Below are 24,507 nucleotides of genomic sequence, written 5' to 3'. Positions count from 1 at the left end.
AGCCGCCCGAGCCGCAGTACCTGCCGCCGTCCGTCCAGGGCGCGGTGAAGATCCTGGTCACCGGCCCGTTCGGGGTCGGCAAGACCACGCTGGTCGGCGCGCTGAGCGAGATCACGCCGCTGCGCACCGAGGAGACCATGACGGCCGCCAGCAGCGGCATCGACGACCTCACCGGGCGCCCCGGCAAGACCACCACCACGGTCGCGCTGGACTTCGGCCGGATCACGCTCAACCCCCGGCTCGCCCTGTACCTCTTCGGCACCCCCGGGCAGCAGCGGTTCTGGCCGCTCTGGGACGACCTGTCGCGCGGTGCGCTCGGCGCCATCGCGATGGTGGACCTGCGCCGCCCGGACGAGAGCTTCGACGTGCTCGGCCGGCTGGAGGAGCAGCGGATCCCCTTCGCGGTGGCCGTCAACACCTTCCCGGACACGCCGAGTTACCCCGAGGAGGAGCTGCGCTCCGCCCTCGACCTGCTGCCCGACGTCCCGATCCTGTACTGCGACGCGCGGGACCGCCGGGCCGCGTACGACCTGCTGATCGACTTCGTCGACCATCTGCACTCCACCGCCGTACTGGAGCTCCAACGATGACGACTCCCGATCCGGGCCCGGCCGCCGCGCAGCCGGCCGGGCAGCTGTCCGCACCCCCCGGCTGCCCGGCGCACGCCGGCGGGGGCCTGCCGACCGGGGTGCCGCTGCCGCCGCTGTACGGCGCCGCCGTCGCCGACGACCCGCACGGCCTGTACGCCCGGCTGCGGGCGCAGTACGGTCCGGTCGCCCCGATCGAGCTGGAGCCCGGGGTCGAGGCCTGGCTGGTGATCGGCTACCCCGAGCTGCTCGAACTCACCCGCAACGAGGCGCTGTTCTCCAAGGACTCGCGCCGCTGGAGGGTCCCCGCCGAGGGCCGGCTGGCCGCCGACTCCCGGCTGCTGCCGATGACCGCCTGGCGGCCCACCCTGCTCAACCTGGACGGCGCCGAGCACCAGCGGCTGCGTGCCGCCGTCGCCGACACGCTGGCCCAGATCGACCACCGCCAGCTGCGCGAGACCACCGAGGCCGCCGCCGACGCCCTGATCGACAGCTGGGGCCCGGACGGCACCGCCGACCTGATCGCCCAGTACGCCCGCCGGCTGCCGCTGCTGGTCTTCACCCAGCTGATCGGGCTGCCCGCCGAGGCCGGACCGCGCCTGGTCGAGCTGATCAGCCACTTCGTCGACAGCAGCAAGGACTCCGTGCGCGCCAACGCGGAGTTCCAGGCGATCCTGGTCGACCTGGTCCGGCGCCGCCGCGCCGCGCCCGGCGCCGACCTCACCTCCTGGCTGCTGGCCCACCCGGCCGCGCTGAGCGACGAGGAGGCGGTGCACCACCTGGTGGTGATGATGGTCGCGGGCAACGAGACCACCATCAACTGGACCGGCAACACGCTGCGGCTGCTGCTCACCGACCGCCGCTTCCGGGCCACCCTCACCGGCGGCCGGCTCACCGTCGCCGACGCGCTGGAGGAGGTGCTCTGGCGCGACCCGCCGACGCAGAACTTCCCCGGCCGGTGGGCGACCGGCGACACCGTCCTCGGCGGCCAGTACATCAGCGCCGGCGACATGCTCGTGCTCGGCCTGGCCGCGGCCAACGCCGACCCGGCCGCCCAGGGCGCCTCGTCCGCCGCGCACGGCTCGCTCGGCGGCAACCGGGCCCACCTGGCCTGGGGCGCCGGCCGGCACGTCTGCCCGGCGCAGCACCCGGCCCGGATCATCGTCGAGACCGCCGTCGAGACCCTGCTGCACCGCCTCCCCGACCTCCAACTCGCCGTGCCGCCGAGCGACCTGGCCTGGCGTCCGTCGCCCTGGTCACGTGCCCTGGTCGGCCTGCCGGTGCTGTACAGCGCCTTCACCCCGCCCCGCCCGCCAGCCCCCGAGAGGCCGTCATGGACACCGCCGCCCCTGAGCTCGACCGACCCGGCCGCCGGCCCGAGCCCGTCCGGCTCGACCCCTTCGGACGGGACCAGCACGGAGAGAACGCCCGACTCCGGGAAGCCGGCCCGGCGGTCCTGGTGGAACTCCCTGGCGGGGTGGTGGTCTGGGCGATAACCCACCACGACACCCTCCAGGAGCTGCTCGCCGACCCCCGGGTGGGCAAGAACCCGCAGCTCTGGAGCACCTTCACCGAGGGCCGCCTGCCCAAGGGCTGGCCGTTGCTGAACTTCGTCACCGTGCCGGGCATGATCACCGCGGACGGCGAGGACCACCGGCGGCTGCGCGGTCTGGTCACCCAGGCGTTCACCCCGCGCCGGATCGCCGAGCTGCAGCCCGCCGTCGAGGCCCGCACGCTGGCGCTGCTCGACGACCTCGCCGGGCTGACGGGCGGGTTCGACCTGCGCGAGCACTTCGCCTACCCGCTGCCGATGCAGGTCATCGGCGAGCTGCTGGGCCTGCCGCCCAAGCAGCAGGACGAACTGCACGAGCTCTCCGACACCCTGGTCTCCAGCTCCGCCACCCCCGAGGCCGCGATCGCCGCCCAGCAGGGGCTGCAGGCGCTGCTCGCCTCCGTGGTCGAGGCCAAGCGCGCCGAGCCGGGCGACGACCTGACCACCGACCTGATCGCCGCCCGGGAGTCCGGGGACCGGCTCAGCGAGCGGGAGCTGGTCGGCACGCTGCTGCTGATGCTGGTGGCCGGCCACGAGACCACCCTCAACCTGATCACCAACGCCGTCCGCGCCCTGCTCGCCCACCCCGAGCAGCTGCGGCTGGTGCTCGACGGGGAGCAGCCGTGGTCCGCGGTGGTCGAGGAGACGCTGCGCTACGACTCGCCGGTCGGGCAGTTCCCGCTGCGGTACGCGACCGAGGACATCCCGGTGGGTGACGTGGTGATCCGGCGCGGCGAGGCCCTGCTCGCCTCGTACGCGGCCGCCGGTCGGGACTCGGGGCACTACGCGGACGCCGACCGCTTCGACATCACCCGGCAGCCGAACCGGCACCTCTCGCTCGGCCACGGCCCGCACTTCTGCCTCGGCTCCGGACTCGCCCGGATGGAGGCGGAGACGGCGCTGCGGTTCCTGTTCGACCGCTTCCCCGGGCTGGCCCTGGCCGAGGGGGCGGTGACGGAGCCGATCGGGTCGTTCGTCAGCAACAGCGTGAGGACGCTGCGGGTGACGGTGTGACACCGCCGCGGTGACCTGAGGGCGGCCGGGTCGTTGGGGGTTCCATGAAGAAACTCGCGACCCTGGCCGCCCTCACCATGGCAGGCCTCGCCCTGGCCGCCCCGGCCGCGTCGGCCACGACCTCCACCGCGACGTCGCCGGACGCCCTGGACGGGCTCTCCAGCGGCCTCAACCTGTCCCCCACCGATCTCGCCCTGCACGAGGCGGGCAAGCTCCCGCTGGTCGGGCACACCGCCCAGGAGGTGGAGGCGATCGGCACCAACCAGATGACCCACCCGGGCCTCAGCGGGCAGATCGGCTGACCGTCCGCCCGGGGTGCTCCCGGGGCGCGGGCGCTCGCGCGGGGCGCCCGGCCGCGGGTGCACGCCGTGGCCGACGGCCTCGGACCGGGCGTCGGCTCAGCCCGCCGCGAGGGCGTTCAGCTCCTGGTAGGTGAGCCCGCCGTCGAGCGCGGCGTACGTCCCCCCGGCGTACACCTCCTCGGCGGCGCGGCGCACCGCCGCGTACGCCGCCTTCGCCAGGCCCGGCCCGAGGCTGACCCGGGCCACGCCGAGCTTCGCCAGCTCCGGCACGGACGGCGAGCCCGGGCCGGCCAGGACGTTCAGCGGTGCCGGGACGGCGGCCACCAGGGCGGCGATCGTCTCCGGGTCCGCCACGCCGGGCACGAACACGCCGTCCGCGCCCGCCGCGACGTAGGCCCGCAGGCGGGCGACGGCCTCGTCCAACCGGTCGGCCGGGTCGCCGAGCTGCCGCAGGAAGACGTCGGTGCGCCCGTTGACGAAGAGCGCGATCCCGGCCGCGTCGGCGGCGGCCCGGGCCGCCGCGATCCGCTCGGCCGCCTCGGCGGCGGGCCGCGCCGCGTCCTCCAGGTTCACCCCGACCGCGCCGGTGGCCAGCAGGGCGGTGATCGTCTCGCCGACCTCGGCGGCCGTCGCGCCGAAACCGCTCTCCAGGTCCGCCGTCACCGGCAGCCCGACCGAGCGCACGATCAGCGCGGTCTGGGCGAGCACCTCGTCGCGGTCGGCCGCGTCGCCGTCCGCGCTGCCGAGCGTCCAGGAGACGCTCGCGCTGGCCGTCGCGACGGCCCGGGCCCCGGCGGCGGCGACCAGCCGCGCGCTCGCCGCGTCCCACACGTTGGCGAGCACCAGCGGCTCGCCGGGGCGGTGCAGGGCGTGCAGGGCGCGGGCCCGCTCCTGCTGAGTGGTCGTCATGCCGGGCACCCTACTTGGCGGCCGGGCTGAGGCGGGAGGTCACGCCGATCCGGTTCCAGGAGTTGATGGCGATGATCAGCGCGATCAGCTGGGCCAGCTCGGCCTGCTCGAAGTGCTCGGCGGCCTCGTTGTAGACGGCGTCCGGCACGTGCCCCTGGGTCAGCAGGGTCACCGACTCGGTCAGCGCGAGCGCCGCCCGCTCCTTGGCGGTGAACCAGGACGTCTCCCGCCAGGCCGGGAGGGAGAGCAGGCGGTGGTTCTCCTCGCCGTTCTTCAGGGCGTCCGTGGAGTGCATGTCGATGCAGAAGGAGCACCCGTTGATCATCGAGGCGTGCACCTTGACCAGCTCGGCCAGGACCGGGTCCACCCCGTGCCGGGCGGCGCGGTCCAGGGCGATCATGGCCTTGTAGAAGTCGGGAGCGAGGTCGGGCAGGGAGATCCGCTGCTCGGGGGCGGACACGGTGGCGGTGGCGTTCTCGTTCGTCGTCGTCATACCGGCCAGCCTAGGGGCCGAGTGGACTGTCTCCCTGGCACATTCGGGCCGCGAAATCGTGGGCCACTTGCGCGGGGTCGGCGGCCGCCGCGCGGCCTGCCCGAGTGTGGCACGGCGCGGGCGGCAGGGGGAGGGTGCGGGCCTGCCGGGATGCGAACGATCGTGCGAGGATCGCGGGGAGGGCGGTGCGGCCGGGCCGCCCGGTGTGGGCGAGGTCAGGGGGTCAGGATCGTGTGTACCGCGTTCGTCAGCATCGAACCGACGGCGTCGGTGCCGGTGCTGCTGCTGTCGGTGCGGGACGAGTACGCCGGGCGGCGGTGGTCCCCGCCGGACCACCACTGGCCCGCGCACCCCGCGGCCGTCGGCGGGCTGGACCTGGCGGCGGGCGGGACGTGGCTCGCCGTCGATCCGGGGGCGGCGGGGGCCGCCGGTGCGGCGGCCTGTCTCCTCAACGGCTTCGGCACGATGGCGCCGGCCCGGGCGCGGCTCTCGCGCGGGGAACTGCCGCTGATCGCCCTGCGGGACGGCGGGCTCGACCGGGTCGACCTGGAGCGGTACGACCCGTTCCACCTCGTCCTCGCGGGCCCGGCCGGGGCCCGGGTCCTGAGCTGGGGCGGCCGCACCCCGGCGGAGTACGACCTGCCGTCCGGGCTGAACGTCGTGCTCAACGACGGACCGGAGGGGCTGGCGGCGGACCGCACGGCGTCCGAACTGGTCCGCTCGCTGATGGCCGCGCGGGCCGCGCACTTCCGGGCCCGCTTCGAGTCCGCCGCCCGGCCGGCGCCGGTGCCCGGGCCCGCCACGACGGAGCAGGCGTGGGGCGCGTGGCTGCCGATCGTCTCCGGCGACGGCCTGGCGCTCGACGATCCGGCGGCGCTGATCCAGCGGCGGGAGTTCGGTGACGGGCGGATCTGGGGCTCGTCCTCGATATCGCTGCTCGCGTTCGGGCCCGACGGGGTGCGGTACGACTTCGGCCGGGCGCCGGTGGCGGAGCCGGGTGCGCCCGGGGACGGTTGGCGCCGGATCGGATAGACGGGGGGAGTAACGGGCATACGCTCCCCCCGTCGCACCGAGTCGGCCGGCCCCGGCCCGCCCGTCGGCCCTCGCCATCGGACCTGCCCGTCGGCCCTGCCCTGTCAGCCCTGGGCGCGGGCCTCCAGCCAGCGCTTCGCGAGGGTCGCGTTCACCGTGTAGAAGAACTCCGACTTGAGCCCCGGCTCGGTGGTGAGCGCCTCCACCCAGGTCATCGGCCAGTTGCGGCGCCGGTAGTGCTGGTGCACCGCGCGGGTGAAGGCGGCGAGGTTGCCCTGCAGGCTCTTCTTCTCCATGCCCAGCCGGGTGGCCAGCGCGGTGTAACTCACCCGCGCGTCCGGCTGGTCCGCCAGGATGTCCAGCACCCGGGCCACCGTCTGCACCGAGCCCAGCGGCTCGATCATCAGCCGGCGGAAGTCCTCGACCGTCCACTCCACGACCGGGAGCCGGCCGTCCTCCGCCGGGGCCCCCTCCGCCGGCGCGGCCGGGGGAGCGGCGGCCGTCCCGGTGGCCGCCGCAACCCCGGTGGCCGCCGTGGCACCGGTCAGTTCCGCGAGGTACGCGTACACCTGCGTGACGTACTGGCTCGGCACGGGCACCGAGACGAACTGCGGCTGGTTGTCCTGCGACATGTGGTCCTCCCCTGGTCTGTCCGCCGTCTTCGCTGTCCGGCGACAGCACCGATCCTGACAGACCGCCAGTCACCCTGTCCAGCCTTTACTGCCGACTACTTCCTTGATCTGTCGGGCAGCTGTCGCCCCTACTGCCCGCGGTCGTCCCGGCCGGCGCGCCCGACAGCCCAGCGGCGGGCAGATCCGTCCCGACCGGGGGACGACCTGCCGGAGGCAGCCGACGGCGACGTCCGGCCGAGCGCGCCGGTCCGGTCGCACCGGCGACCCGGCGAGGTGGCCCCGGGGCGATCGGAGGCACAACCTTGGAGTGGCCGGGAGAAGTTCTCCCGGCGGCTGGCGGGCGACCGGCGCGTCGAGCCGGTCCGCGAGGCCTTCGAGCAGGGCCGTCGCCGGACCCGGTGCGGGCGCTGCCCCGGAGCACCCGGCCGGGCGGCAGGCGCGTCGCCGCACCTGCCGCCCGGGCCGCCCCCGCCGTCCGCTCAGTCGCCGAGCAGCGCCCCCAGGCCGAGCCGCGCGAGGCGGTCCGGGTCGGTGAGGATGTCGAGCGCGGTGATCCGGCCGCCCCGGATGGTGAACGCCATGAGCGACAGCGGCTTGCCGTCGGCGAGGGAGAGCACACCGGGCGCGCCGTTGACGAGCACCGGGCGGCCGTCCTGGGCGAAGCGGGCGAAGGCGATCGCCTGCGAGGCGACGTCGGCCGCGCCGCGCCGCAGCAGACCCGGCCGCAGGGCGCCGCCGTCCGAGCGGGCCACCACGTCGGGGTCGAGCAGGGCGAGCAGGGCGTCCAAGTCGCCGCCGCGCGCGGCGCCGAGGAAGGCCTCCACCACCTCGCGGCGCAGGGTCAGGTCGGCGTCCTGCGCGGGCGCGGCGCCCTGGACGCGGCGGCGGGCCCGGCTGGCCAACTGCCGGGTGGCGGCGGACGTGCGGCCGAGGATCGGCGCGATCTCGTCGAACGGCACGGAGAACAGGTCGTGCAGGACGAAGGCGAGCCGCTCGGCCGGGGCGAGCTCGTCCAGCACCACCATCAGCGCGATCCCGACCGAGTCGGCCGTCAGGACCTCCTGCTCCGGGTCGGCCGCCCCGAAGGCGGCGACGACCGGATCGGGCAGCCGGACCAGGCCCTCCTGGCCGTCCTGGCCGTGCAGCGGGTCCTCCCGCCGCGCGGTGCGCGAGCGCAGCAGGTCCAGGCAGACCCGGCCGGTCACGGTGGTGAGCCAGGCGCCGAGGTTCTGGACGGCGCCGATGTCGGAGCGGTCCAGCTTCAGCCAGGTCTCCTGCACGGCGTCCTCGGCCTCGCTGAGCGAGCCCAGCATCCGGTAGGCGACGGCCCTCAGCTGGGGCCGGTGCTCCTCGAACCGCCGGGCCAGAATCTCGTTCCCGCTCACCTGTCACATCCTCGCGTCGCGATCCGTCGGTGCAGTGAAGGACGATAACCGGCCCGGCGCGCAAGGCACTCGGGCCCTCGACGGAGGAGACGCCATGACCGCCCGGATGAAGAACCCCGCGATGGTCCTGCCCGACGCGATGAAGGGCATCCAGAACATCTACCGGGCCATGTACCAGGGCGGCGTCGCCCCGCAGATCATGGAGCTGGTGCATCTGCGGGCCAGTCAGATCAACGGCTGCAGCGCCTGCGTGTTCGCCGGCGTGACCACCGCGAAGAAGGGCGGCGAGAGCGACGAGCGCCTGCACGCCGTCGCCGCCTGGCGCGAGGCGCCCTTCTTCACCGAGGAGGAGCGCGCGGCCCTCGCCCTGACCGAGGCGGCCACCCGGCTCGCCGACCGCTCCGGGCCGGCCGTGCCGGACACGGTCTGGGACGAGGCCGCCGACCACTTCAACGAGGCGCAGCTCTCCGCGATCATCCTGATGATCGGCCTGACCAACCTCTTCAACCGCCTCAACGCCACCATCCAGGAGCCCGCCGGCGCGACCTGGGGCTGACCGCCGCCCGACGGGCACCCGCCGCCGCGCCGCTGCGACGATAATCCCGTACGGACAACAGCCCGGACGGCACAGCGCCCCGCACGGATCGGCCCCTCCCGCCCATGAGCACCACCTCCTGGACCGCCTTCGGCGGCGATCTGCACCTCGACCTCACCGGTCGGCGGGCGGCGGGAACCGGCCTGCGGGCGGCCCTGGAGGACGCGCTGCGGGAGGCCGTGCAGGACGGCCGGCTGGCCCCGGGCACGCGGCTGCCGTCGTCCCGGGCGCTCGGCGAGGACCTGGGGATCGCCCGCAACACCGTGGTCGAGGCGTACGGGCAGCTCACCGCCGAGGGGTGGCTCGCCTCGCGACAGGGATCGGGCACCACGGTGGCCGGGCGGACGACGCCCCGGCCCGGCCGGCGCGCGGCCGATCCGCCGCGCGGGCGCCGGACGGCCCGGTACGACCTGATGCCCGGACGGCCGGACGTCTCGCTCTTCCCGCGCACCGCCTGGCTGACCGCCGCCCGGCGGGCGCTCGCCACCGCGCCGCACGAGGCCTTCGACTACGGCAGCCCGCTCGGGCGGATCGAGCTGCGGCAGGCGCTCACCGACTACCTCGCCCGGGTGCGCGGGGTCCGCACCGACCCCGACCACCTGCTGATCTGCTCCGGCTTCACCCAGGGCATCGGCCTGCTCTGCACCGCCCTGCGCGAGCGCGGCGCGGGGCGGGCACGCGGCGCCCGCACCCTGGCGGTCGAGGGGTACGGGCTGCCGCCGCAGCGCGACATGGTCCGGGCGGCCGGGCTGACCCCGGCGCCGCTGCCGCTGGACACCGCGGGTGCCCGGACCGAGCTGCTCGGCGCCCGGCGGGACGCGGCCGTCCTGCTCACCCCCGCCCACCAGTACCCGACCGGCGCGGCGCTGGCCGCCGACCGCCGGTCGGCCGCCGTCGGCTGGGCCCGCGAGCAGGACGGGTACGTGATCGAGGACGACTACGACGGCGAGTTCCGCTACGACCGGCAGCCGCTCGGCGCGATGCAGGCGCTCGACCCCGAGCGGGTCGTCTACGCGGGCACCGCGGCCAAGAGCCTGGCCCCCGGCCTGCGGCTGGCCTGGCTCGCCCTGCCGGACGCCCTGGTCGAGCCGGTGGCCCGGCTGAAGCAGCTGGCGGACACCATGTCCCCGGTGCTGGACCAGCTCACCCTCGCCGAGCTGATCACCTCCGGCACCTACGACCGCCATGTGCGCCGCAGCCGGCTGCACTACCGGCGGCGCCGGGACGCACTGGTCGCGGCGCTCGCCGAACGCGCCCCGCACGTCCGGGTGACGGGCATCGCCGCCGGGCTGCACGCCGTGCTGCAACTGCCGCCCGGCGCCCCCTCGGAGGCCGAACTGCTGGCCCGTGCCGAGGACTTCGAGCTGGCCGTCACCGGCCTCTCCTGGCACCTGGCCGATCCGGCGCTCGCCCCGGACGCCCCGCCGGCCCTGGTGGTCGGCTACGCCACCCCGCCCGACCGCCTCTTCCCGGCCGCCCTGGACGCGCTCTGCGCGCTGCTGCGGACGGCGGGAGCAGCCGGCGCGAGCTGACGGTTCCGGTGAACTGCCGCTCGGCGAAGGCTACTTGTTGCGATTGCCCAGCTCGAAGAGCAGCATGATGAAGCCGGCGAAGGCGTGCGTGGCGACCATGTAGATCAGGACCCGGATGCCGACCCGGCGGTTGGCCCACTTGCCGGCGTCGACGGTCTTCGGGGCCTCGGCCGGGGCGACGGCGGCGAGGGCCTCGGTGGCCGCGCCGGCGGTGGTGGCGGTGGTGGTGGGATCAGCCATGGGAGATCTCCTCCGGGAGTTCTGACGGTGGGTCAGTGCGGTGTGGCGGGGCCGCCGCCGAGGCAGAGTTCGCCGCCGGGGCTCTGCAGCAGGGTGTGCACGAAGAGCAGCTCCACCCCGTCCGCCGAGTCGGCGGCGATGCAGTGCGGGGTGAGCGAGTCGAAGTGCGCGGAGTCGCCCTGCGCGAGCAGGTGGACGCGGTCGCCGAGGGTCAGCCTCAGCCGGCCCTGGAGGACGTAGAGCCACTCCTCGCCGGGGTGCACCCGGACCACCTCGTCCTGCACGCCCGGGGGGACGTGGACGCGCAGTGCCTGCATCGCCCGGCCGGGGGCGCCGGCCCGCCGGTAGCCCCAGCCGCCCGCGCGGCCCGGTTCGATCGCGCCGCCGCGCACCACCGGGTCCGCCTCGGCCGCGGACTCGCCGAGGAGGCCGGAGACGGAGGTTCCGTAGGCGCGGGCGAGGCCGAGCAGGACGGGCAGCGAGGGCTGCCGGCGGCCGGTCTCCAGCCGCGACAGATAGGCTGGGGAGAGGCCGACCCGGGAGGCGGCGACCTCCAGCGTGAGGCGGCTGCCGAGCCGGTGCTCGCGCAGCCTCGCGGCGAGGCCGACGACCTCCAGGTCGTCGATCCGGTCGCCGGGGGTGGAGGGGCCGGGTGGGCTGGTGGTCATGTGACCAGTGGACACCTCCCGTGCCGCACGGGCAAGAATTTTGCCTCAGAGGCAAACCGCCCCCGGGCCCCTACGGCCGGGGGATGTTCCGCAGGTTGCTCCGGGCCAGGTCGATCATGCGCCCGACCCCGCCGGAGAGCACCGTCCGCCCGGCCGCCAGCGCGAAGCCCTTCAGCTGCGCGGCCGTGATGTGCGGCGGGATGGAGAGCGCGTTCGGGTCGGTGACCACGTCCACCAGCGCCGGTCCGGGCCGTTCCAGCGCCTCCGCGAGCACCTCCCGCACCCGCGCCGGATCGGTGACCCGCTTGGCCGGGATGCCCATCGCCCGGGCGATCCCGGCGTAGTCCACGTCCCCGTTGTCGATCTCCGCCTCGGGGTAGCCGGAGACCAGCATCTCCAGCTTGATCATGCCGAGCGCCCCGTTGTTGAAGACCACCGTCTTCACCGGCAGCCGGTGCTTCACCACCGTGAGCAGCTCGCCCAACAGCATCGAGAGGCCGCCGTCCCCGGACATCGAGACGACCTGCCGCCCGGGGCAGGCCAGCTGGGCGCCGATCGCGTGCGGCAGCGCGTTCGCCATCGAGCCGTGCAGGAAGGAGCCGATCACCCGGCGGCGGCCGTTGGGCCGGAGGTAGCGGGCGGCCCAGACGTTGTTCATCCCGGTGTCCACGGTGAACACCGCGTCGTCGGCGGCGACTTCGTCCAGCACCGAGGCCACGTACTCGGGGTGGATCGGCAGGTGCTTGTCGATGTCCCGGGTGTAGGCGCCGACCACGTCCTCCAGCGAGCGGTAGTGCTTGCCCAGCATGTCGTCCAGGAAGGTGCGGTCGGCCTTGGGCTCCAGCAGCGGCAGGACGGCGCGCAGGGTGGCCGAGACGTCGCCGTGGACGGCCAGCTCCAGCGGGGTGCGGCGGCCGAGGCGGGTGGCGTCGTGGTCCACCTGGACGGTGCGGGCCTGCGGGAGGAAGGAGTCGTACGGGAAGTCGGTGCCGAGCAGCACGAGCAGGTCGGCGGAGTGCACCGCCTCGTGGCAGGCGCCGTAGCCGAGCAGACCGCTCATGCCGACGTCGTACGGGTTGTCGAACTGGATCCACTCCTTGCCGCGCAGGGAGTGGCCGACCGGCGCGTGCAGGACCTGCGCGACCTCCATCACCTCGGCATGCGCCCCCCGGACGCCCGCGCCGCAGAACAGGGTGACCTTGCGGGCGTCGTTGAGGGCGCGGGCGAGGGCCTGGACCTGGCCCCAGGGCGGCGCGGCGACCGCCTGCTCGGTGAGGAAGTGGCTGCTGCCGGTCGGCCCGGCGGCCGGCAGCGCGGCGACGTCGCCGGGGAAGGCCAGCACGGAGACGCCGTGGGCGCCCAGCGCGTGCTGGATCGCGACCCGCAGCAGCCGGGGCAGCTGCGCGGGCGTGGAGACCGTCTCGCACCAGCTGCTGCAGTCCGTGAACACCCGCTCGGGGTGGGTCTCCTGGAAGAATCCGGTGCCGATCTGCCCGGACGGGATGTGCGAGGCGAGCGCCAGCACCGGCAGACCGCTGCGCTGGGCGTCGTACAGGCCCTGGATCAGGTGGGTGTTGCCGGGCCCGCAGCTGCCCGCGCAGACCGCGATCCGGCCGCTCAACTCGGCCTCGGCGGCCGCCGCGAAGGCGCCGGCCTCCTCGTTGCGGACGTGCACCCAGCTGATGCCCTCGGCCCGGCGGATGGCGTCCACCACCGGGTTGAGGCTGTCCCCGACCACCCCGTAGACCCGCTCCACGCCGGCCTGCCGGAGCACCTCCACCATCTGCTCGGCCACACTCACCACGGGGCGCTCCTTCACCGGCCGCCGGTTGCCACAGGACACCAGCACCCTCCGGCGGGGCGGCCCGCGCCGCACCCCGGCCGGGGCGAACGGGTGACGTCCCCGGTCGCCGCCGAGGGCGACCGGGGACGCGGCCGCTCGGGCCGTCGCGCTGCTCCGCTACCGGGCTGTTCCGTTGCCGGGCCGCCCGGGCTGCTCGGCTACTCGGCCGCGAGGTGTTCCGGCCCGGGGCCCAGCGTGCCGCTGACCACCCCCGCCTGCGGCTGGCGCCGGGCCGGCTCACGGCCCGGCGGCTGGGCGCACCGCTCCTGGGTGGGCGGCACGAAGGTCGGCAGGGTGACCGGCTCCCCCGCCTTCACCTGCACCCCCTCGCCGTCGTGCCGCAGGTGGATCACCTCGCCGCGGCGCAGCGTGTACGTCGTGCCGTCGTGGGTGATCCGCACCCCGAGCAGCTGGCCGCGCACCATCAGCGAGAAGCTCAGCCGCATCAGTCCGGCCGGCAGCCGGGGCCGGAAGGAGAGCGCCTCGCCGTGGTCCCGCAGTCCGCCGAAACCGGCCACCAGCGCGATGCAGGCGCCGGCCAGCGAGGCCATGTGCAGGCCGTCGCGGGTGTTGCCGCCGAGGTCGTGGAGGTCCATCAGGGCGGCCTCGGCGGTGTAGTCGTACGCGAGGTCCAGCTGTCCGACCTCGGCGGCGATCACCGCCTGGGTGCAGGCGGACAGCGAGGAGTCGCGGACGGTCAGCCGCTCGTAGTAGGCGAAGTTGCGGGCCTTCTGCTCGTCGGTGAAGGCGTCCCCGCGCACCTGCATGGCGAGCACCAGGTCGGCCTGCTTGACCACCTGCTTCCGGTACAGGTCGAAGTACGGGTAGTGCAGCAGCAGCGGGTAGTTCTCCGGCGGGGTGCGCTCGAAGTCCCAGACCTGGTGGTCGGTGAAGCCGTCCGCCTGCGGGTGGACGCCGAGGTTCTCGTCGTAGGGGATGAACATCGCGGCGGCGGCGTCCCGCCAGGCGGCGGTCTCCTCGGTGTCCACCCCGAGCGCGGCCGCCTCGCGCGGGTGCCGGGCGGCGGACTCGGCGGCGGCCCGCAGGTTGCTCTGCGCCATCAGGTTGGTGAAGACGTTGTTGTCGGCGACGGCGCTGTACTCGTCCGGCCCGGTGACGCCCTCGATGCGGAAGTTGCCGGCCGCGTCGTGGTGACCCAGCGAGCGCCACATCCGGGCCGTCTCGACCAGCAGTTCCAGCCCGTACTCGCACTCGAACTCGACGTCCCCGGTGGACCGGACGTAGCGGGCGACGGCGGCCGCGATGTCCGCACCGATGTGGAACGCCGCCGTGCCGGCCGGCCAGTAGCCGGAGCACTCCTCGCCGCGGATCGTCCGCCAGGGGAACACCGCGCCGGCGAGGCCGAGTTGGACCGCCCGGTCGCGGGCCATCGGCAGTGTGGTGTGCCGCCAGCGCAGCGCCTGGTTGACGGCGCTCGGCAGGCAGTAGGTGAGCACCGGCAGGACGAAGGTCTCGGTGTCCCAGAAGCTGTGCCCGTCGTAGCCGGGGCCGGTCAACCCCTTGGCGGGGATGGCCCGTTCCTCGCTCCGGGCGCCCGCCTGCAGGACGTGGAAGACGGCGAACCGGACGGCCTGCTGGAGTTCGACGTCGCCCTCGATCTCGACGTCGCTGGTCTCCCAGAACTCCTGGAGGAACGAGGCCTGTTCGGCCACCAGCCCGTCCCAGCCGGTGTACCGGGCGGCGTTCAGCGCGGCCTCCACCTGGTCCCGGACGGCGGGCAGCGAGCGGGTCGCGGACCAGCCGTAGGACATGAACTTCACCAGCCGCAGCTTCTCGCCCGGTTCGAGCAGGGTGGTGACGCTGATCCGGCAGTGGTCCGCCTCGGCCTCGGCGACGGTGTCCAGCCGGTCCGGACCCTCGATGATGTGGTCCATCCCGGCCGCCACCCGGATGCCGCTGTAGCGGGTGCGGTGCACCAGGACGGCCTTGCTGCCGCCCGCGTGGTGCGCCTCGGCGAGCAGCGGCGCCTCCAGCACCGCGGACGCCCGCGGATCGCCCTCGGCGCCGCCGGGCAGCTGCTCGTTGGCGACCAGCTCCGACTGCAGGACGATCCGGACCGGCCCGTCCACCGCCTCCACGGTGTACTCCACGGCGGCGATCGCCCGCTGGGTGAGGGAGACCAGCCGGGTCGAGTGCACCTTGATGGTCCGCCCGGCCGGGGAGGTCCACTCCGCCTCGCGCCGCAGCAGCCCGTCCCGGAAGTCCAACCAGCGCCGGTGGTTGAGCAGTTCGCCGTAGCGCAGGTCGAAGGGCTCGTCGTCCACCAGCAGTCGGATGATCTTGCCGTTGGTCACGTTGATGACGCTCTGGCTGGACTCCGGGTAGCCGTAGCCGCCCTCGCCGTACGGCAGCGGGCGCAGCTCGAAGACACCGTTCAGGTAGGTGCCGGGCAGGCCGTGCGGCTCGCCCTCGTCCAGGTTGGCGCGCAGGCCGATGTGGCCGTTGGAGAGCGCGAAGACGGACTCGGCGCGGGCCATCGCGGCCAGGTCGAGGCCCTGTTCGGCGATCTGCCAGGGATCGACGGTGAAGTTGTCCAGCCCGGTCATGCCGCGCCCCCTTCGAGCAGCTCGGCGAGGTCGCCGACGACCACGGTGGCGCCGTGGCGGCGCAGTTCGTCGGCCTGGCCGGTGCGGTCGACGCCGACCACCGCGCCGAAGCCGCCGGCCCGGCCGGAGGCGACCCCGGCGAGCGCGTCCTCGAAGACCGCGGCATGCGCGGGCTCCACGCCCAGGGCCCGGGCGCCCGCCAGGTAGGTGTCCGGCGCGGGCTTGCCCGGCAGGCCGTCCCGTTTGGCGACCACGCCGTCCACGACGACGTCGAACAGCTCCTCGATCCCGGCGGCGCGCAGCACGTCCCGGCAGTTGGCGCTGGACGAGACCACCGCGGCGGGCAGCCCGAGCGCCCGCAGCCGGTGGACGTAGGCGACCGAGCCGTCGTACGGCTGGACGCCCTGCTCGCGGATCATGCGCAGCACGGTGTCGTTCTTGGCCAGGCTCACGCCGTGCACGGTGCGGGCGCCGGGTGGGTCGGCGTCGGTGCCCTCGGGCAGGTCGATGCCGCGGCTGTGCAGGAAGGCCCGGGTGCCGTCGAGTCTCGGGCGGCCGTCGACGTGGGTGTCGTAGTCGGTGACGGCGTCGAAGGGGACGAACTGCCCACCGGTGCGGGCAGCTTCGGCGCGCAGGAAGGCGTCGAAGGTGTCCTTCCAGGCCGCGGCGTGCACCTTGGCGGTCTGGGTGAGCACCCCGTCGAGGTCGAAGAGGAAAGCGCGGATGTCGTCCGGAAGCCCCAGCATGGGTGCAGTCTTACCCGCGAATGCGGGGAAGCCCCCCATTCCCGGCGGCGCGTCGCGGGAACGGGCGGCTTCCGGGGCCGCGGCGGTGGGGCCGCGGCGGGTCGGCCGCGGCGGCGCGGCTACGGCGAGTCGGGCGAGGCGATCACCGCGAAGACGGCTCCCTGCGGGTCCTGGACGACGGCCATCCGGCCGGACTGCATGTCGAACGGCGGCTGGATCACCGAGCCGCCGGCCCGGACCAGGGCGTCCACGGTGGAGTCGGTGTCGTCCACCGAGAAGTAGGTCATCCAGTGCGGCGGCGTACCGGGTGCCAGGTAGTCGGGCAGCCGCTGCATGCCGCCCACCGTGCGGTCGCCGACGTTGAGCGAGAAGTAGCCGTCCAGGCCCTGGACGGTCGCCGGGCGCAGGCCCAGCGCCCGGTGGTAGAACGCCCCGGCCACGTCGGTGTCGGTGGTGTTGAGCTCGTTCCAGACCAGCGCGCCGGGCTCGTTGACGATGCCCGCGCCGATGAAGTCGACCTTCTGCCAGACGCCGAACACCGCGCCGGCCGGGTCCGCCGCGACCAGCATCCGGCCGACGGTGCCGACGTCCATCACCGGGTAGAGGATCGTGCCGCCGCTCTCGGCGACGGACCGGGCGGCGGCGTCGGCGTCGTCCGCGGCCAGGTAGGTGGTCCAGCCTACGGGCGGGAGCGGCTGGCCCTCGGGAGCCGTCTGCGCCATGATCCCGGCCACCGGCCTGCCGTTCAGCGCGCACACGGCGTAGCCGCCGAACTCGGGCGGGCCGACCTCACCCTGCCAGCCGAACAGGTCGCGGTAGAAGTCGAGCGCGGCCTGTTGGTCGCTCGCCATCAGGTCGATCCAGCACGGGGTGCCGGGCTTGTACGGAGCGGTCACTACGGGCATTGCTGGGCCTCCAGAAGACTGGTTCCTCCGCCGCGACCGGGCGGGGCGCCGGGGGTCGCTGGCAGCGGCGCGGCCGGGCGGCGGTACACCGCCCACCTTCGCCGCGCCGTCGCGATCGCGCCACCGGACGGCGACCCGGCGGGCGACCCGTGCCGCGCGGGCGTACCGGCGGCGAACCGCGCGGCGGGGGCGCTCACGGGGCGTGCTGCGGCGGCTTCACGAAGTAGGGCTGCACCTTGCCGCTCTGCGCGTGGTCCTTGAGCCGGACCAGCAGCTCGGCCCAGGTACCGGCCACCAGCGGCACGCCGTCCTCGCTGCCGGGCTGCCAGCCGCCGTGGCGCAGCAGCAGCCGGGTGCGGTCGCTCGCGCCGGGCTGGTCGGCGAGGTCCCAGCTGATCCAGGTGCCCGCCCAGTGCGGCGGGAAGGTGCCGACGTTCGTCCACACCACCCGTTCGCGGTCGGCGCGCTCCCGGCGGAGCCGGAAGGGCTCGGGGACGTCGGGGAAGTCGAGCAGCAGCACGTCGCCGTCCCGGTCCACCTCGGTGGTCCACCAGCCGGTCAGGCCGTCGTGGCTGTCCAGCGCGGCGAGGACGACGGCGCGCGGCGCCGCGATGTCGATCTGCAGGGCGATCTCGGCCATGAGGTCCGCCTTTCGGGCCGGCGCCCCCCTGCTGCGCCCCCTCCGGCCACCATGGCACGGGCCCGGGGCGCACGCGCCCCGGGCCCGGTACCGTCGCCGTCCGTGCCCGCCGGCTACCCGCCGCTGCCGTAGGAGGTGTTGGCGCAGATGTCGTCGTCCGCCGAGCGGGCGTCGTTGGTCACGCTGGTGGGCAGCGGGGCCGGCACCGCGGGCGCGGCCGGGGTGCCGGCGGTGCCGGTGGCTCCCGGGGCGGCCGCGCCGCCGCCGTTGGCCGCCACGAAGTCCTTGCCCACGATCACGGTGATGCCGGCCGACTTGCCGACCTCCACGGTCGCCCCGGGGAACAGCGCGGCGACCTTGTCCGCGTTGGCCTTCTGCCCGGAGCCGTACTCGACCATCGTGGTGGCGTACTTGGTGCTGGCGGCGGGGCCCGCCTTGCTCGCGGCGAACTTCGCCCCCTTCAGCAGCTCGCTGGCCTTGCCGTCCATGCCGGCGGCGGTGGTCCCGTTGTAGACGGACACCTTGACGGCCGCGTTGCCCGCGTCGGCGGCCGGCACCGGCGCCGAGCTCGACGCGGCCGGGGTGGTCGGCTCGGCGGGCGTGCCGGTCGCGGCGGGCTGCTCGCCGGTGGCGTTCTGGCCGTCGATGGTCCGGTCCGCCTTGAGGGTCTCCCAGAGCTTGTCGGCGTCCGCCTTGACGATGTCGATGTTCTTGTCCTGGGTCCGGAAGCGCCACGGCAGCGTGATGAACTTGAGCTCGTGCATGTCGATGTTCTTCAGCGACAGGCCGAAGGAGAGCAGCTTGTCGGCGGAGCCCAGGCCCGGGTCGACGATCATCGACTTGGTGGCGGCGTCCGCGAGCGGCAGCAGCGTGGTCGGGTTGAGGCCCTGGCCCTTGATGTTGGAGGCGAGCGAGCCGAGGAAGGCCTGCTGCCGCTTCATCCGGCCGATGTCGGAGCCGTCGCCGATGCCGTGGCGCAGCCGGACGTAGTCGAGCGCCTGCTGGCCCTCGACCTTCTGCTTGCCCTGCGACAGGACGAGCTTGCCCTTCTTGGGGAGGTTGGGGTTGATGTCGCCCTCGTAGATCGGCTGGGGCAGGCAGATGTCGACACCGTTGACGGCCTTGGTCATCGCGGCGAAGCCCTGGAAGTCCACCACGATGGTGTGGTCGACCCGGATGCCCGTGAGCTTCTCCACCGTGTTCTGGGTGCAGGCCGGGTTGCCGTCGTCACTGGCGCCCTTGGAGAACGCCGCGTTGAACAGGTCGCTGGTGGCCGGCTTGCTCCACGAGCCGTTCGGCAGCTTGCAGGACGGGATCGCCACCATGGCGTTGCGCGGGATGGAGATCCCGACGGCGTGCTTGTGGTCGGCGTAGACGTGCAGCAGGATCGTGGTGTCCGAGCGGGCACCGCCCTCTTCCCCGCCGCCGAGGTCGGAGTTGTCCTTGCCGCGGCTGTCCGAGCCGATCAGCAGCACGTTGACCGGCTTGTTGCCGTCCGCGTTGGCCTGGGCCTCCGGCGGCCGGTCGCCGGCTATCGCGTCCGCGTCGAAGGTCTTGATGTTGGCGTTGAGCTTGAGGTAGATCGCGCCGCCCGCGCCGGCGACCAGCACCAGCACCCCGGCCGCCGACCAGGCGACGATCTTCTTCACGTTCTTCTTGGGCTTGCGGCTGTTGCGGGCCGCCGCCCGGCCGCCGGCCGCCGGCGCCTCGGCACCCGCCCGGCCGCCCCTGCCCTGGGCTCCCTTGTCCTGCGCGCCCTTGTCCTGGGCACCCTTGCCCTGGGCCGCGCGCCGGGCCTGCGCCCGCCCGCCGGTCCGCGGCTGCGGCACCCCGCCGTCGCCGCCCTCGGTCGTGAGCGCGCCGGGCGCGTCGTCACCACGAGCCGGGCCCTCGCCCCACTGACCTGACATCCGTGTACCTTTCACCGGCGGACGCGGCGCCCCACGACCGGGCGCTCTGCACACAAGAGAGACGGCCTGGAACGCCCCCGGGTTGCACATACGAAGGTCGTAATGACCGATGAACACCCCCGCGGCCGACTCCGCCGTCCCCCTCCGGAGCCCCCTGCGACCACAACAAGCCCCTTCCGGAGCATACAAGCCGGTCATATTTATCCGGCCACACCGCCGGTGACCGAGACACCGACGGGCACCGCACCATGTGCCGCGTGACGTACGGCACTTCGGGCCGGCGGCCACCGCCGCCGGCCGCCGGGCCGGACGGGCAGGCCTGACGAGCACTCAGCGCGCACCCCGGCCACCACCCGCGCCCCGGGCCCGCCGCAGCCGGCCGGACCGCGGCAGAACGCCGCCGGGAACCCGAAAGACCCAGGTCGGAGATCTCCGACCTGGGTCTTCACGGTGGGCCGCCAGGGGCTCGAACCCTGAACCTACGGATTAAAAGTCCGCAGCTCTGCCAATTGAGCTAGCGGCCCGTGGCCCGCCCCGTGCGGGGCGGGCCAGGGCGATCCTACCCGGTGGCGCCCACGGCTCCGCCAGTGGATTGTGCGGACGCGCCGGGCTCAGCGGCTGTCCGGGAGGGGTGGGGTGTAGTGGGCGGCGCGGACGCGGCGGAGCCAGGCCTCGGCGGGGCGCGGGTCCGGGGCCGACGGGAGGACGCCGGGGCGGGCGAGGCGTTCGGCGGCGGTGGCGAGCAGGGACTCGGCGGTGGCGGGGTGTTCGGCGATGCGGTCGCCGAGGTCGCGGACCCGCTCCGGGTCGGGCAGCCGGACGACGTTCTCGCCCGTCTCGTGGAGCCGCACGCCCTGCTCGGTGAGCCGGACCAGGTGCCGGGCGTGCTTGGCCGCCCGGCGGTGACCGGCCCGGTCGGCGGTGTCGCGGGTGAGCAGCTTGCGGAACTGCTGGTCGGCGTAGCCGAGATAGGAGTTACGGACGGCCGGGGCGCTCAGGAAGGAGCCGCGGATCGCGATCAGCTCCTCGCCCAGCGGGCTGCGCACCTCGTACAGGTCCGCCGGCAGCCAGACGAGTTCGGAGGCGGTCGGGTTGCAGGTGAGCGCGAGGCGGCACCACTTGGCGGCCTCGTGCAGGGTGGTGTCGGGATCGGTGGTGACCTGGGACTCGGCCGGGCGGTGCAGGCCGTGGAAGTCCTCGGTGGGGGCGGCGAACAGGCCGAGCCGGTCGACGTCCGAGCCGGCGTGGGCGAAGCCGTACGCGGTCGAGCCGACCACGCCCGAGAGCAGGACGGTGCCGGGTGCGGGGGGCATGGGTCTCCTCGGATCTCGGGCGCCGGATCTCGGGCGTCAGGTGTCGGGCGTCAGGTGTCGGGCGTCGGCTGTCGGGCCGCCTCGCGGGCGGCGGCGGTCCGAGGAGTCTGCCCTGCCGGGGCCGCACCGGGCGAACGAATTCCCGTGCCTCGAACGGCTTCCGCCCCACCGGCTTGGCCCGCCGCCCACCGGGTAGCGTTCGAACCATGTCCTCCCTTCCTTCCGCCGCCGTCACCGACGCCGCCTCCGCCGACCGTCCGGAGGTCCTCCTGATCACCGGAGCCGGACGCGGCATCGGCGCCGCCACCGCTCTGCTGGCCGGGCGGCGCGGCTACCGGGTCTGCGTCAACTACCGCGCCGACGAGGCCTCCGCCACCGCCGTGGTGGACGCCGTCCGGGCCGGGGGCGGCACCGCCGTCGCCGTCCGGGCCGACGTCACCCGTACCGCCGAGGTCGAGCGGCTGTTCGCCACCGTGGACGACGAACTGGGCCCGCTCACCGCGCTGGTGAACAACGCCGGCACGCTGGAGAAGCAGTGCCGGCTGGAGGAGATCGACGAGGACCGGCTGAACCGGATCTGGGCCTCCAACATCACCGGCCCGTTCCTCTGCGCCGCGCAGGCCGTCCGCCGGATGTCCACCCGGTACGGCGGGCGGGGCGGCGCCATCGTCAACGTCTCCTCCGCCGCCTCCCGGCTCGGCTCGCCGAACGAGTACGTGGACTACGCGGCCGCCAAGGGCGCCGTCGACTCGATGACCCGCGGGCTGGCCCTGGAGGTCGCCGCCGAGGGCATCCGGGTGAACGCCGTCCGCCCCGGTCTGATCCACACCGAGATCCACGCGCTGGGCGGTGAGCCCGGCCGGGTCGACCGGGTCGCGCCCGGGCTGCCGATGCAGCGCGGCGGGCGGCCGGAGGAGGTCGCCGAGGCGATCCTCTACCTGCTCTCCCCCGCCGCCTCGTACAGCACGGGTACCTTCCTGGACGTCTCCGGCGGCCGTTGAGACCGCGCGGTCCGTTTCCTTCCCCCGCGAGCTCCCCCGCCCGTACGGTGGAGCCCATGACCGACGACCTGCCGGACCGTGAACCCGACCTGCCGTCCGCCTTCCTCGACATCCCCGGCGTGCGCAACTTCCGCGACGCCGGGGGCGTCGGCACCCTGCGCACGGGCGTGCTCTTCCGCTCCGGGTCCTTCCACACCCTCACCCCGGAGGGCGCCCAGCGACTCAAGGACCTCGGTCTGCGCACCGTGATCGACCTGCGCAGCCCCTTCGAGCTGGAGACCTGGCCCGACCTGCGGTTCGGCCTCGACCACGAGGCGCTCAGCCTCCCCACCCTCCCGGCCGACCGCGAGGACCTCGACCGCCCGTGGCCCGAGGACCAGGCCGAGCTCTACCCCTTCATGGCCGAGACCGCCGGCCCCTCCCTGGTCGCCGCGATCCGCCGCCTCGGCGCCCCCGGCGGTGTGCCGGCCGTCGTCCACTGCGCCGTCGGCAAGGACCGCACCGGTCTGACCATCGCGGTCGTGCAGTCCCTGCTGGGCGCCTCCGACGCCGACCTGATGGCCGACTTCCTGCTCTCCAACGCCGGCCTCGGCCTGCTCGCGGGCCCGACCCCCTACGTCGACGAGACCGGCACCGAGCGCGTCTCGCGCCCGATCTCCGCCCCGCTGCTGGCCTCGTCCCTCAGCTGGATCCGGGCCCGGCACGGCTCCGTCGCCGACTACGTCCGCGCCCACGGCACCACCGAGGCCGAACTGGCCGCCCTCCGCGCCAACCTGTCGGCCTGATCGGGGCCGCCGGCCGCCGCCCGGCCGGCGGCCGCGCTACCCCCGGCGCTCCAGGCGCCACCACTGGGTGGGCGAGTCGAGGTCCTCGCGCTGTTCGACCGGGTGGCCGGGGGTGGTGGCGGTGAGCGGCTTGCCGCTGATGAAGCTGGTCAGGGTGTAGGTGCCGGGGGCGTCGAGGTGGTGTTCGAGGAGCCACTCCTGGGCCCCGAAGGCGTTGGCCGACCACTGCTGGATCAGGACGCCGTCCTCCGGGGACGCCCCGGTGACGTCGAGGCGCTTTCCGCTGGCGGCGTTCTCGACGTGGAAGAGGGCGCCGCCCGGGTGGACGGCGGCGAACCGCCAGAGCTGGGCCTCGGAGCCGCTCTCCGCCCCGAGGACGACCTTGGCGCCGCTGCGGCGGCTCCCGTCCGCGACCTCCAGCAGCAGGCCGCTGCCGACGTTGCGCACCCGGTAGAGGCCGTCCGTGATCACATGGTCAGTCACGGTGCGAGTCTCTCACCGGCGACCGACAGGCCTCCGGTACGCCTCGTGGCCGAAGGCCGCGCCGAGCACTCCGGCGACGGCGGCCACCTCCGCCAGCGCGGAGACGGCGGTGCCGAGCCGGACGGTGGCCACCAGCGCGGCGGCCGCGAGCAGGCGGGGGAGGTTCGGGGTCAGCGCGAAGGTCCGTCGGACGGCGGTGTTGACGACGAGGAAGAGGGCGACGCCACCGGCCAGCGCCGAAGCCTGGGCGAGGCCGATCGGGGCGTCCGGGTGGGCGACGGCGGACTTCACACCGGCGGCGAAGAGCAGGACCCCGAGCAACAGCCCGTAGTGGCCGAGGTTGTAGACGCTGACGGCGAGCCGGTTGCGGCGGTCCGCGGGGAGCGCGGCCATGTGGTGCTCGGCGCGGGCGTCGTCGTCGTGGCCGAAGTAGGCCCACCAGAGGCCCACGCAGACGGTCAGGCTCAGCAGGGCGACGGCGACCAGCGGGGCGGTGAGGTCGGCGGTGCCGGCGCCGACCCCGATGGCGATCACGGACTCGCCGAACGCGATGATCACGATCAGCCCGTGGCGTTCGACGAAGTGGTCCGAGCGGAGCTGGAACTGCGGCAGGTCGACCAGCCGGGGTATCGCGAACTGCAGCGCGAAGGCGGCCGCCCAGAGGACGAGTTGGGCGAACCCGGTGAGGTAGCCGCCGGTCACCACCAGGACGGTGCCGACCAGGTTGAGCCCGCCCATCCGCAGCACGGACGCGAGCACCACGCCGGAGGCGGCGAACATACCGGTGTGGACGGCGACCACCAGCAGGTACGCCCAGCCGAAGGCGACGCCGCTGCCCTCGAAGGCGTGCGGGACGGCGAGCGAGATCACCAGGAAGCCCGCCATGGCGAGCATCAGCAGGCCGCGCCGGCCGTGGGTGCGCGGCGGCATCGCGTTGGTCAGCCAGATGAACGCGTCGTACATCCACCAGATCACGGCCAGCATCACCACCACCTGGGCGAGGCCGCCCGCGGTGAGGTGGTGGACCAGGCTGCCGGTGAGCTGGGTGATGGTGAAGACGAAGACGAGGTCGAGGAAGAGTTCGAGCGGGGCCACGCGCAGAGCGGGTTCCGCCGCGGCTGTGGAGGGGGCCGTCAGGGCCCGGGTCGCGGTCACCCGCGCGAGTATGGATCACACCGTCCGCCCGGCGCGGGCGTTTTCGGCACGTGGACGTGGCGGGGCTCGGACGGGCCGGGACCTCGGGCGGACGCGCGCGCCGGACCGGCCGGCGTCGGCCGGCCGTGCCCTCGTCGGCCGGCCGTGCCCTCGTCGGCCCCGTCCGGTGCGCGCCGCGACCCGGCGACGGGGGTGTCCGGGCGGCCGCCTATGCTGCC

At 74.6% G+C, this 24,507-nt stretch carries 24 protein-coding genes and 1 tRNA gene; 9 read left to right on the top strand and 16 right to left on the bottom strand.

Annotated elements, in window-relative coordinates; translation table 11 throughout:
* Positions 1 to 20 precede the first annotated feature (20 nt).
* From ACWDRR_RS12945 to ACWDRR_RS12930, 4 genes are read left to right on the top strand one after another with little or no spacing between them, the layout of a single operon-like run.
* Positions 21 to 590, top strand: a complete 570-nt coding sequence (locus ACWDRR_RS12945) for a GTP-binding protein (RefSeq protein ID WP_449772244.1) — start codon at positions 21 to 23, stop codon at positions 588 to 590.
* Positions 587 to 2,083 carry a cytochrome P450 gene (locus ACWDRR_RS12940; RefSeq protein WP_449772216.1) on the top strand — a complete coding sequence of 499 codons (1,497 nt, stop codon included), beginning with the start codon at positions 587 to 589 and terminating at the stop codon, positions 2,081 to 2,083. Before ACWDRR_RS12945 ends, ACWDRR_RS12940 begins: the two co-directional genes overlap by 4 nt.
* On the top strand, positions 2,047 to 3,153 hold the full coding sequence (locus ACWDRR_RS12935; RefSeq protein WP_449772215.1) for a cytochrome P450 family protein: 1,107 nt from the start codon (positions 2,047 to 2,049) through the stop codon (positions 3,151 to 3,153). Before ACWDRR_RS12940 ends, ACWDRR_RS12935 begins: the two co-directional genes overlap by 37 nt.
* 44 nt (positions 3,154 to 3,197) lie before the next feature.
* Positions 3,198 to 3,455, top strand: coding sequence for a hypothetical protein (locus tag ACWDRR_RS12930; protein ID WP_380577223.1), 258 nt, complete (start codon positions 3,198 to 3,200; stop codon positions 3,453 to 3,455).
* A gap of 96 nt (positions 3,456 to 3,551) precedes the next feature.
* Here ACWDRR_RS12930 and ACWDRR_RS12925 read toward each other — a convergent pair whose 3' ends face one another.
* Positions 3,552 to 4,364, bottom strand: coding sequence for an isocitrate lyase/PEP mutase family protein (locus ACWDRR_RS12925; protein WP_449772214.1), 813 nt, complete (start codon positions 4,362 to 4,364; stop codon positions 3,552 to 3,554).
* Positions 4,365 to 4,374: 10 nt separating this feature from the next.
* Positions 4,375 to 4,857, bottom strand: coding sequence for a carboxymuconolactone decarboxylase family protein (locus ACWDRR_RS12920; protein WP_449772213.1), 483 nt, complete (start codon positions 4,855 to 4,857; stop codon positions 4,375 to 4,377).
* Between the two features lie 231 nt (positions 4,858 to 5,088).
* Here ACWDRR_RS12920 and ACWDRR_RS12915 point away from each other — a divergent pair, with 231 nt between their 5' ends.
* Positions 5,089 to 5,889, top strand: coding sequence for an NRDE family protein (locus ACWDRR_RS12915; RefSeq protein ID WP_449772212.1), 801 nt, complete (start codon positions 5,089 to 5,091; stop codon positions 5,887 to 5,889).
* A 104-nt stretch (positions 5,890 to 5,993) separates the two neighbouring features.
* Here the strand turns inward: ACWDRR_RS12915 and ACWDRR_RS12910 are convergent, their stop codons facing one another.
* A complete protein-coding gene (locus ACWDRR_RS12910) occupies positions 5,994 to 6,521 on the bottom strand; it encodes a hypothetical protein (RefSeq protein WP_449772211.1) in 528 nt (175 codons plus the stop codon).
* Between the two features lie 479 nt (positions 6,522 to 7,000).
* Positions 7,001 to 7,906, bottom strand: a complete 906-nt coding sequence (locus ACWDRR_RS12905) for a sigma-70 family RNA polymerase sigma factor (protein WP_449772210.1) — start codon at positions 7,904 to 7,906, stop codon at positions 7,001 to 7,003.
* A 94-nt stretch (positions 7,907 to 8,000) separates the two neighbouring features.
* On the opposite strand from ACWDRR_RS12905, the gene ACWDRR_RS12900 reads away from it, so the two are divergent.
* Positions 8,001 to 8,462, top strand: a complete 462-nt coding sequence (locus tag ACWDRR_RS12900) for a carboxymuconolactone decarboxylase family protein (RefSeq protein WP_449772209.1) — start codon at positions 8,001 to 8,003, stop codon at positions 8,460 to 8,462.
* A 104-nt stretch (positions 8,463 to 8,566) separates the two neighbouring features.
* The gene (pdxR, locus tag ACWDRR_RS12895) at positions 8,567 to 10,033 is read left to right on the top strand and encodes a MocR-like pyridoxine biosynthesis transcription factor PdxR (RefSeq protein WP_449772208.1); all 1,467 of its coding nucleotides are present in this window, start codon (positions 8,567 to 8,569) and stop codon (positions 10,031 to 10,033) included.
* Positions 10,034 to 10,063: 30 nt separating this feature from the next.
* On the opposite strand, the gene ACWDRR_RS12890 is transcribed toward pdxR, so the two are convergent.
* The 10 genes from ACWDRR_RS12890 to ACWDRR_RS12845 all read right to left on the bottom strand — a co-directional run bounded on the left by ACWDRR_RS12890 (position 10,064) and on the right by ACWDRR_RS12845 (position 20,865).
* Positions 10,064 to 10,273: a DUF6126 family protein gene (locus ACWDRR_RS12890; protein ID WP_449772207.1), complete on the bottom strand. Its 210-nt coding sequence runs from the start codon at positions 10,271 to 10,273 to the stop codon at positions 10,064 to 10,066.
* Between the two features lie 32 nt (positions 10,274 to 10,305).
* Positions 10,306 to 10,941 (bottom strand): helix-turn-helix domain-containing protein, encoded by a 636-nt coding sequence (locus ACWDRR_RS12885; RefSeq protein ID WP_449772206.1) that lies wholly within the window; start codon positions 10,939 to 10,941, stop codon positions 10,306 to 10,308.
* Positions 10,942 to 11,011: 70 nt separating this feature from the next.
* Positions 11,012 to 12,724 (bottom strand): pyruvate dehydrogenase, encoded by a 1,713-nt coding sequence (locus ACWDRR_RS12880; protein ID WP_449772243.1) that lies wholly within the window; start codon positions 12,722 to 12,724, stop codon positions 11,012 to 11,014.
* A gap of 218 nt (positions 12,725 to 12,942) precedes the next feature.
* The gene (locus tag ACWDRR_RS12875) at positions 12,943 to 15,351 is read right to left on the bottom strand and encodes a glycoside hydrolase family 65 protein (protein WP_449772205.1); all 2,409 of its coding nucleotides are present in this window, start codon (positions 15,349 to 15,351) and stop codon (positions 12,943 to 12,945) included.
* Entirely contained in the window at positions 15,348 to 16,097 is a 750-nt protein-coding gene (locus tag ACWDRR_RS12870; RefSeq protein WP_449772204.1) for an HAD family hydrolase, read from the bottom strand. Before ACWDRR_RS12870 ends, ACWDRR_RS12875 begins: the two co-directional genes overlap by 4 nt.
* A 119-nt stretch (positions 16,098 to 16,216) precedes the next feature.
* Complete coding sequence (locus ACWDRR_RS12865; protein WP_449772203.1) at positions 16,217 to 17,002, bottom strand: VOC family protein; 786 nt, start codon at positions 17,000 to 17,002, stop codon at positions 16,217 to 16,219.
* A 193-nt stretch (positions 17,003 to 17,195) separates the two neighbouring features.
* Entirely contained in the window at positions 17,196 to 17,642 is a 447-nt protein-coding gene (locus tag ACWDRR_RS12860; RefSeq protein WP_449772202.1) for an SRPBCC family protein, read from the bottom strand.
* Between the two features lie 113 nt (positions 17,643 to 17,755).
* Entirely contained in the window at positions 17,756 to 19,552 is a 1,797-nt protein-coding gene (locus ACWDRR_RS12855; RefSeq protein ID WP_449772201.1) for an LCP family protein, read from the bottom strand.
* Between the two features lie 451 nt (positions 19,553 to 20,003).
* Positions 20,004 to 20,076 (bottom strand) — tRNA-Lys (locus ACWDRR_RS12850).
* Positions 20,077 to 20,163: 87 nt separating this feature from the next.
* Positions 20,164 to 20,865 carry a nucleotidyltransferase domain-containing protein gene (locus tag ACWDRR_RS12845; RefSeq protein ID WP_449772200.1) on the bottom strand — a complete coding sequence of 234 codons (702 nt, stop codon included), beginning with the start codon at positions 20,863 to 20,865 and terminating at the stop codon, positions 20,164 to 20,166.
* Between the two features lie 206 nt (positions 20,866 to 21,071).
* On the opposite strand from ACWDRR_RS12845, the gene ACWDRR_RS12840 reads away from it, so the two are divergent.
* Positions 21,072 to 21,866, top strand: coding sequence for an SDR family oxidoreductase (locus tag ACWDRR_RS12840; protein ID WP_449772199.1), 795 nt, complete (start codon positions 21,072 to 21,074; stop codon positions 21,864 to 21,866).
* A gap of 56 nt (positions 21,867 to 21,922) precedes the next feature.
* Positions 21,923 to 22,651: a tyrosine-protein phosphatase gene (locus ACWDRR_RS12835; protein WP_449772198.1), complete on the top strand. Its 729-nt coding sequence runs from the start codon at positions 21,923 to 21,925 to the stop codon at positions 22,649 to 22,651.
* A 36-nt stretch (positions 22,652 to 22,687) separates the two neighbouring features.
* Here the strand turns inward: ACWDRR_RS12835 and ACWDRR_RS12830 are convergent, their stop codons facing one another.
* On the bottom strand, positions 22,688 to 23,134 hold the full coding sequence (locus ACWDRR_RS12830) for an RICIN domain-containing protein (protein ID WP_449772197.1): 447 nt from the start codon (positions 23,132 to 23,134) through the stop codon (positions 22,688 to 22,690).
* A gap of 12 nt (positions 23,135 to 23,146) precedes the next feature.
* The gene (locus ACWDRR_RS12825) at positions 23,147 to 24,289 is read right to left on the bottom strand and encodes a low temperature requirement protein A (protein ID WP_449772196.1); all 1,143 of its coding nucleotides are present in this window, start codon (positions 24,287 to 24,289) and stop codon (positions 23,147 to 23,149) included.
* Between the last annotated feature and the right edge of the window lie 218 nt (positions 24,290 to 24,507).

This window comes from Kitasatospora sp. NPDC003701 (assembly GCF_053587085.1).
The sequence above is the reverse complement of the archived record's forward strand: the minus strand, read 5'-3'. Positions and strand labels throughout refer to the sequence as shown.

Bases quoted from the DNA above. Each gene is read 5' to 3' on its own strand.
- ACWDRR_RS12880 (WP_449772243.1), bottom strand. From the start codon at position 12,724: ATGGTGGAGGTGCTCCGGCAGGCCGGCGTGGAGCGGGTCTACGGGGTG.
- ACWDRR_RS12940 (WP_449772216.1), top strand. From the start codon at position 587: ATGACGACTCCCGATCCGGGCCCGGCCGCCGCGCAGCCGGCCGGGCAG.
- ACWDRR_RS12855 (WP_449772201.1), bottom strand. From the start codon at position 19,552: ATGTCAGGTCAGTGGGGCGAGGGCCCGGCTCGTGGTGACGACGCGCCC.
- ACWDRR_RS12840 (WP_449772199.1), top strand. From the start codon at position 21,072: ATGTCCTCCCTTCCTTCCGCCGCCGTCACCGACGCCGCCTCCGCCGAC.
- ACWDRR_RS12875 (WP_449772205.1), bottom strand. From the start codon at position 15,351: ATGACCGGGCTGGACAACTTCACCGTCGATCCCTGGCAGATCGCCGAA.
- ACWDRR_RS12890 (WP_449772207.1), bottom strand. From the start codon at position 10,273: ATGGCTGATCCCACCACCACCGCCACCACCGCCGGCGCGGCCACCGAG.
- ACWDRR_RS12870 (WP_449772204.1), bottom strand. From the start codon at position 16,097: ATGCTGGGGCTTCCGGACGACATCCGCGCTTTCCTCTTCGACCTCGAC.
- ACWDRR_RS12930 (WP_380577223.1), top strand. From the start codon at position 3,198: ATGAAGAAACTCGCGACCCTGGCCGCCCTCACCATGGCAGGCCTCGCC.
- ACWDRR_RS12900 (WP_449772209.1), top strand. From the start codon at position 8,001: ATGACCGCCCGGATGAAGAACCCCGCGATGGTCCTGCCCGACGCGATG.
- ACWDRR_RS12865 (WP_449772203.1), bottom strand. From the start codon at position 17,002: ATGCCCGTAGTGACCGCTCCGTACAAGCCCGGCACCCCGTGCTGGATC.
- ACWDRR_RS12910 (WP_449772211.1), bottom strand. From the start codon at position 6,521: ATGTCGCAGGACAACCAGCCGCAGTTCGTCTCGGTGCCCGTGCCGAGC.
- ACWDRR_RS12835 (WP_449772198.1), top strand. From the start codon at position 21,923: ATGACCGACGACCTGCCGGACCGTGAACCCGACCTGCCGTCCGCCTTC.
- ACWDRR_RS12925 (WP_449772214.1), bottom strand. From the start codon at position 4,364: ATGACGACCACTCAGCAGGAGCGGGCCCGCGCCCTGCACGCCCTGCAC.
- ACWDRR_RS12885 (WP_449772206.1), bottom strand. From the start codon at position 10,941: ATGACCACCAGCCCACCCGGCCCCTCCACCCCCGGCGACCGGATCGAC.
- ACWDRR_RS12845 (WP_449772200.1), bottom strand. From the start codon at position 20,865: ATGCCCCCCGCACCCGGCACCGTCCTGCTCTCGGGCGTGGTCGGCTCG.
- ACWDRR_RS12860 (WP_449772202.1), bottom strand. From the start codon at position 17,642: ATGGCCGAGATCGCCCTGCAGATCGACATCGCGGCGCCGCGCGCCGTC.
- pdxR (WP_449772208.1), top strand. From the start codon at position 8,567: ATGAGCACCACCTCCTGGACCGCCTTCGGCGGCGATCTGCACCTCGAC.
- ACWDRR_RS12920 (WP_449772213.1), bottom strand. From the start codon at position 4,857: ATGACGACGACGAACGAGAACGCCACCGCCACCGTGTCCGCCCCCGAG.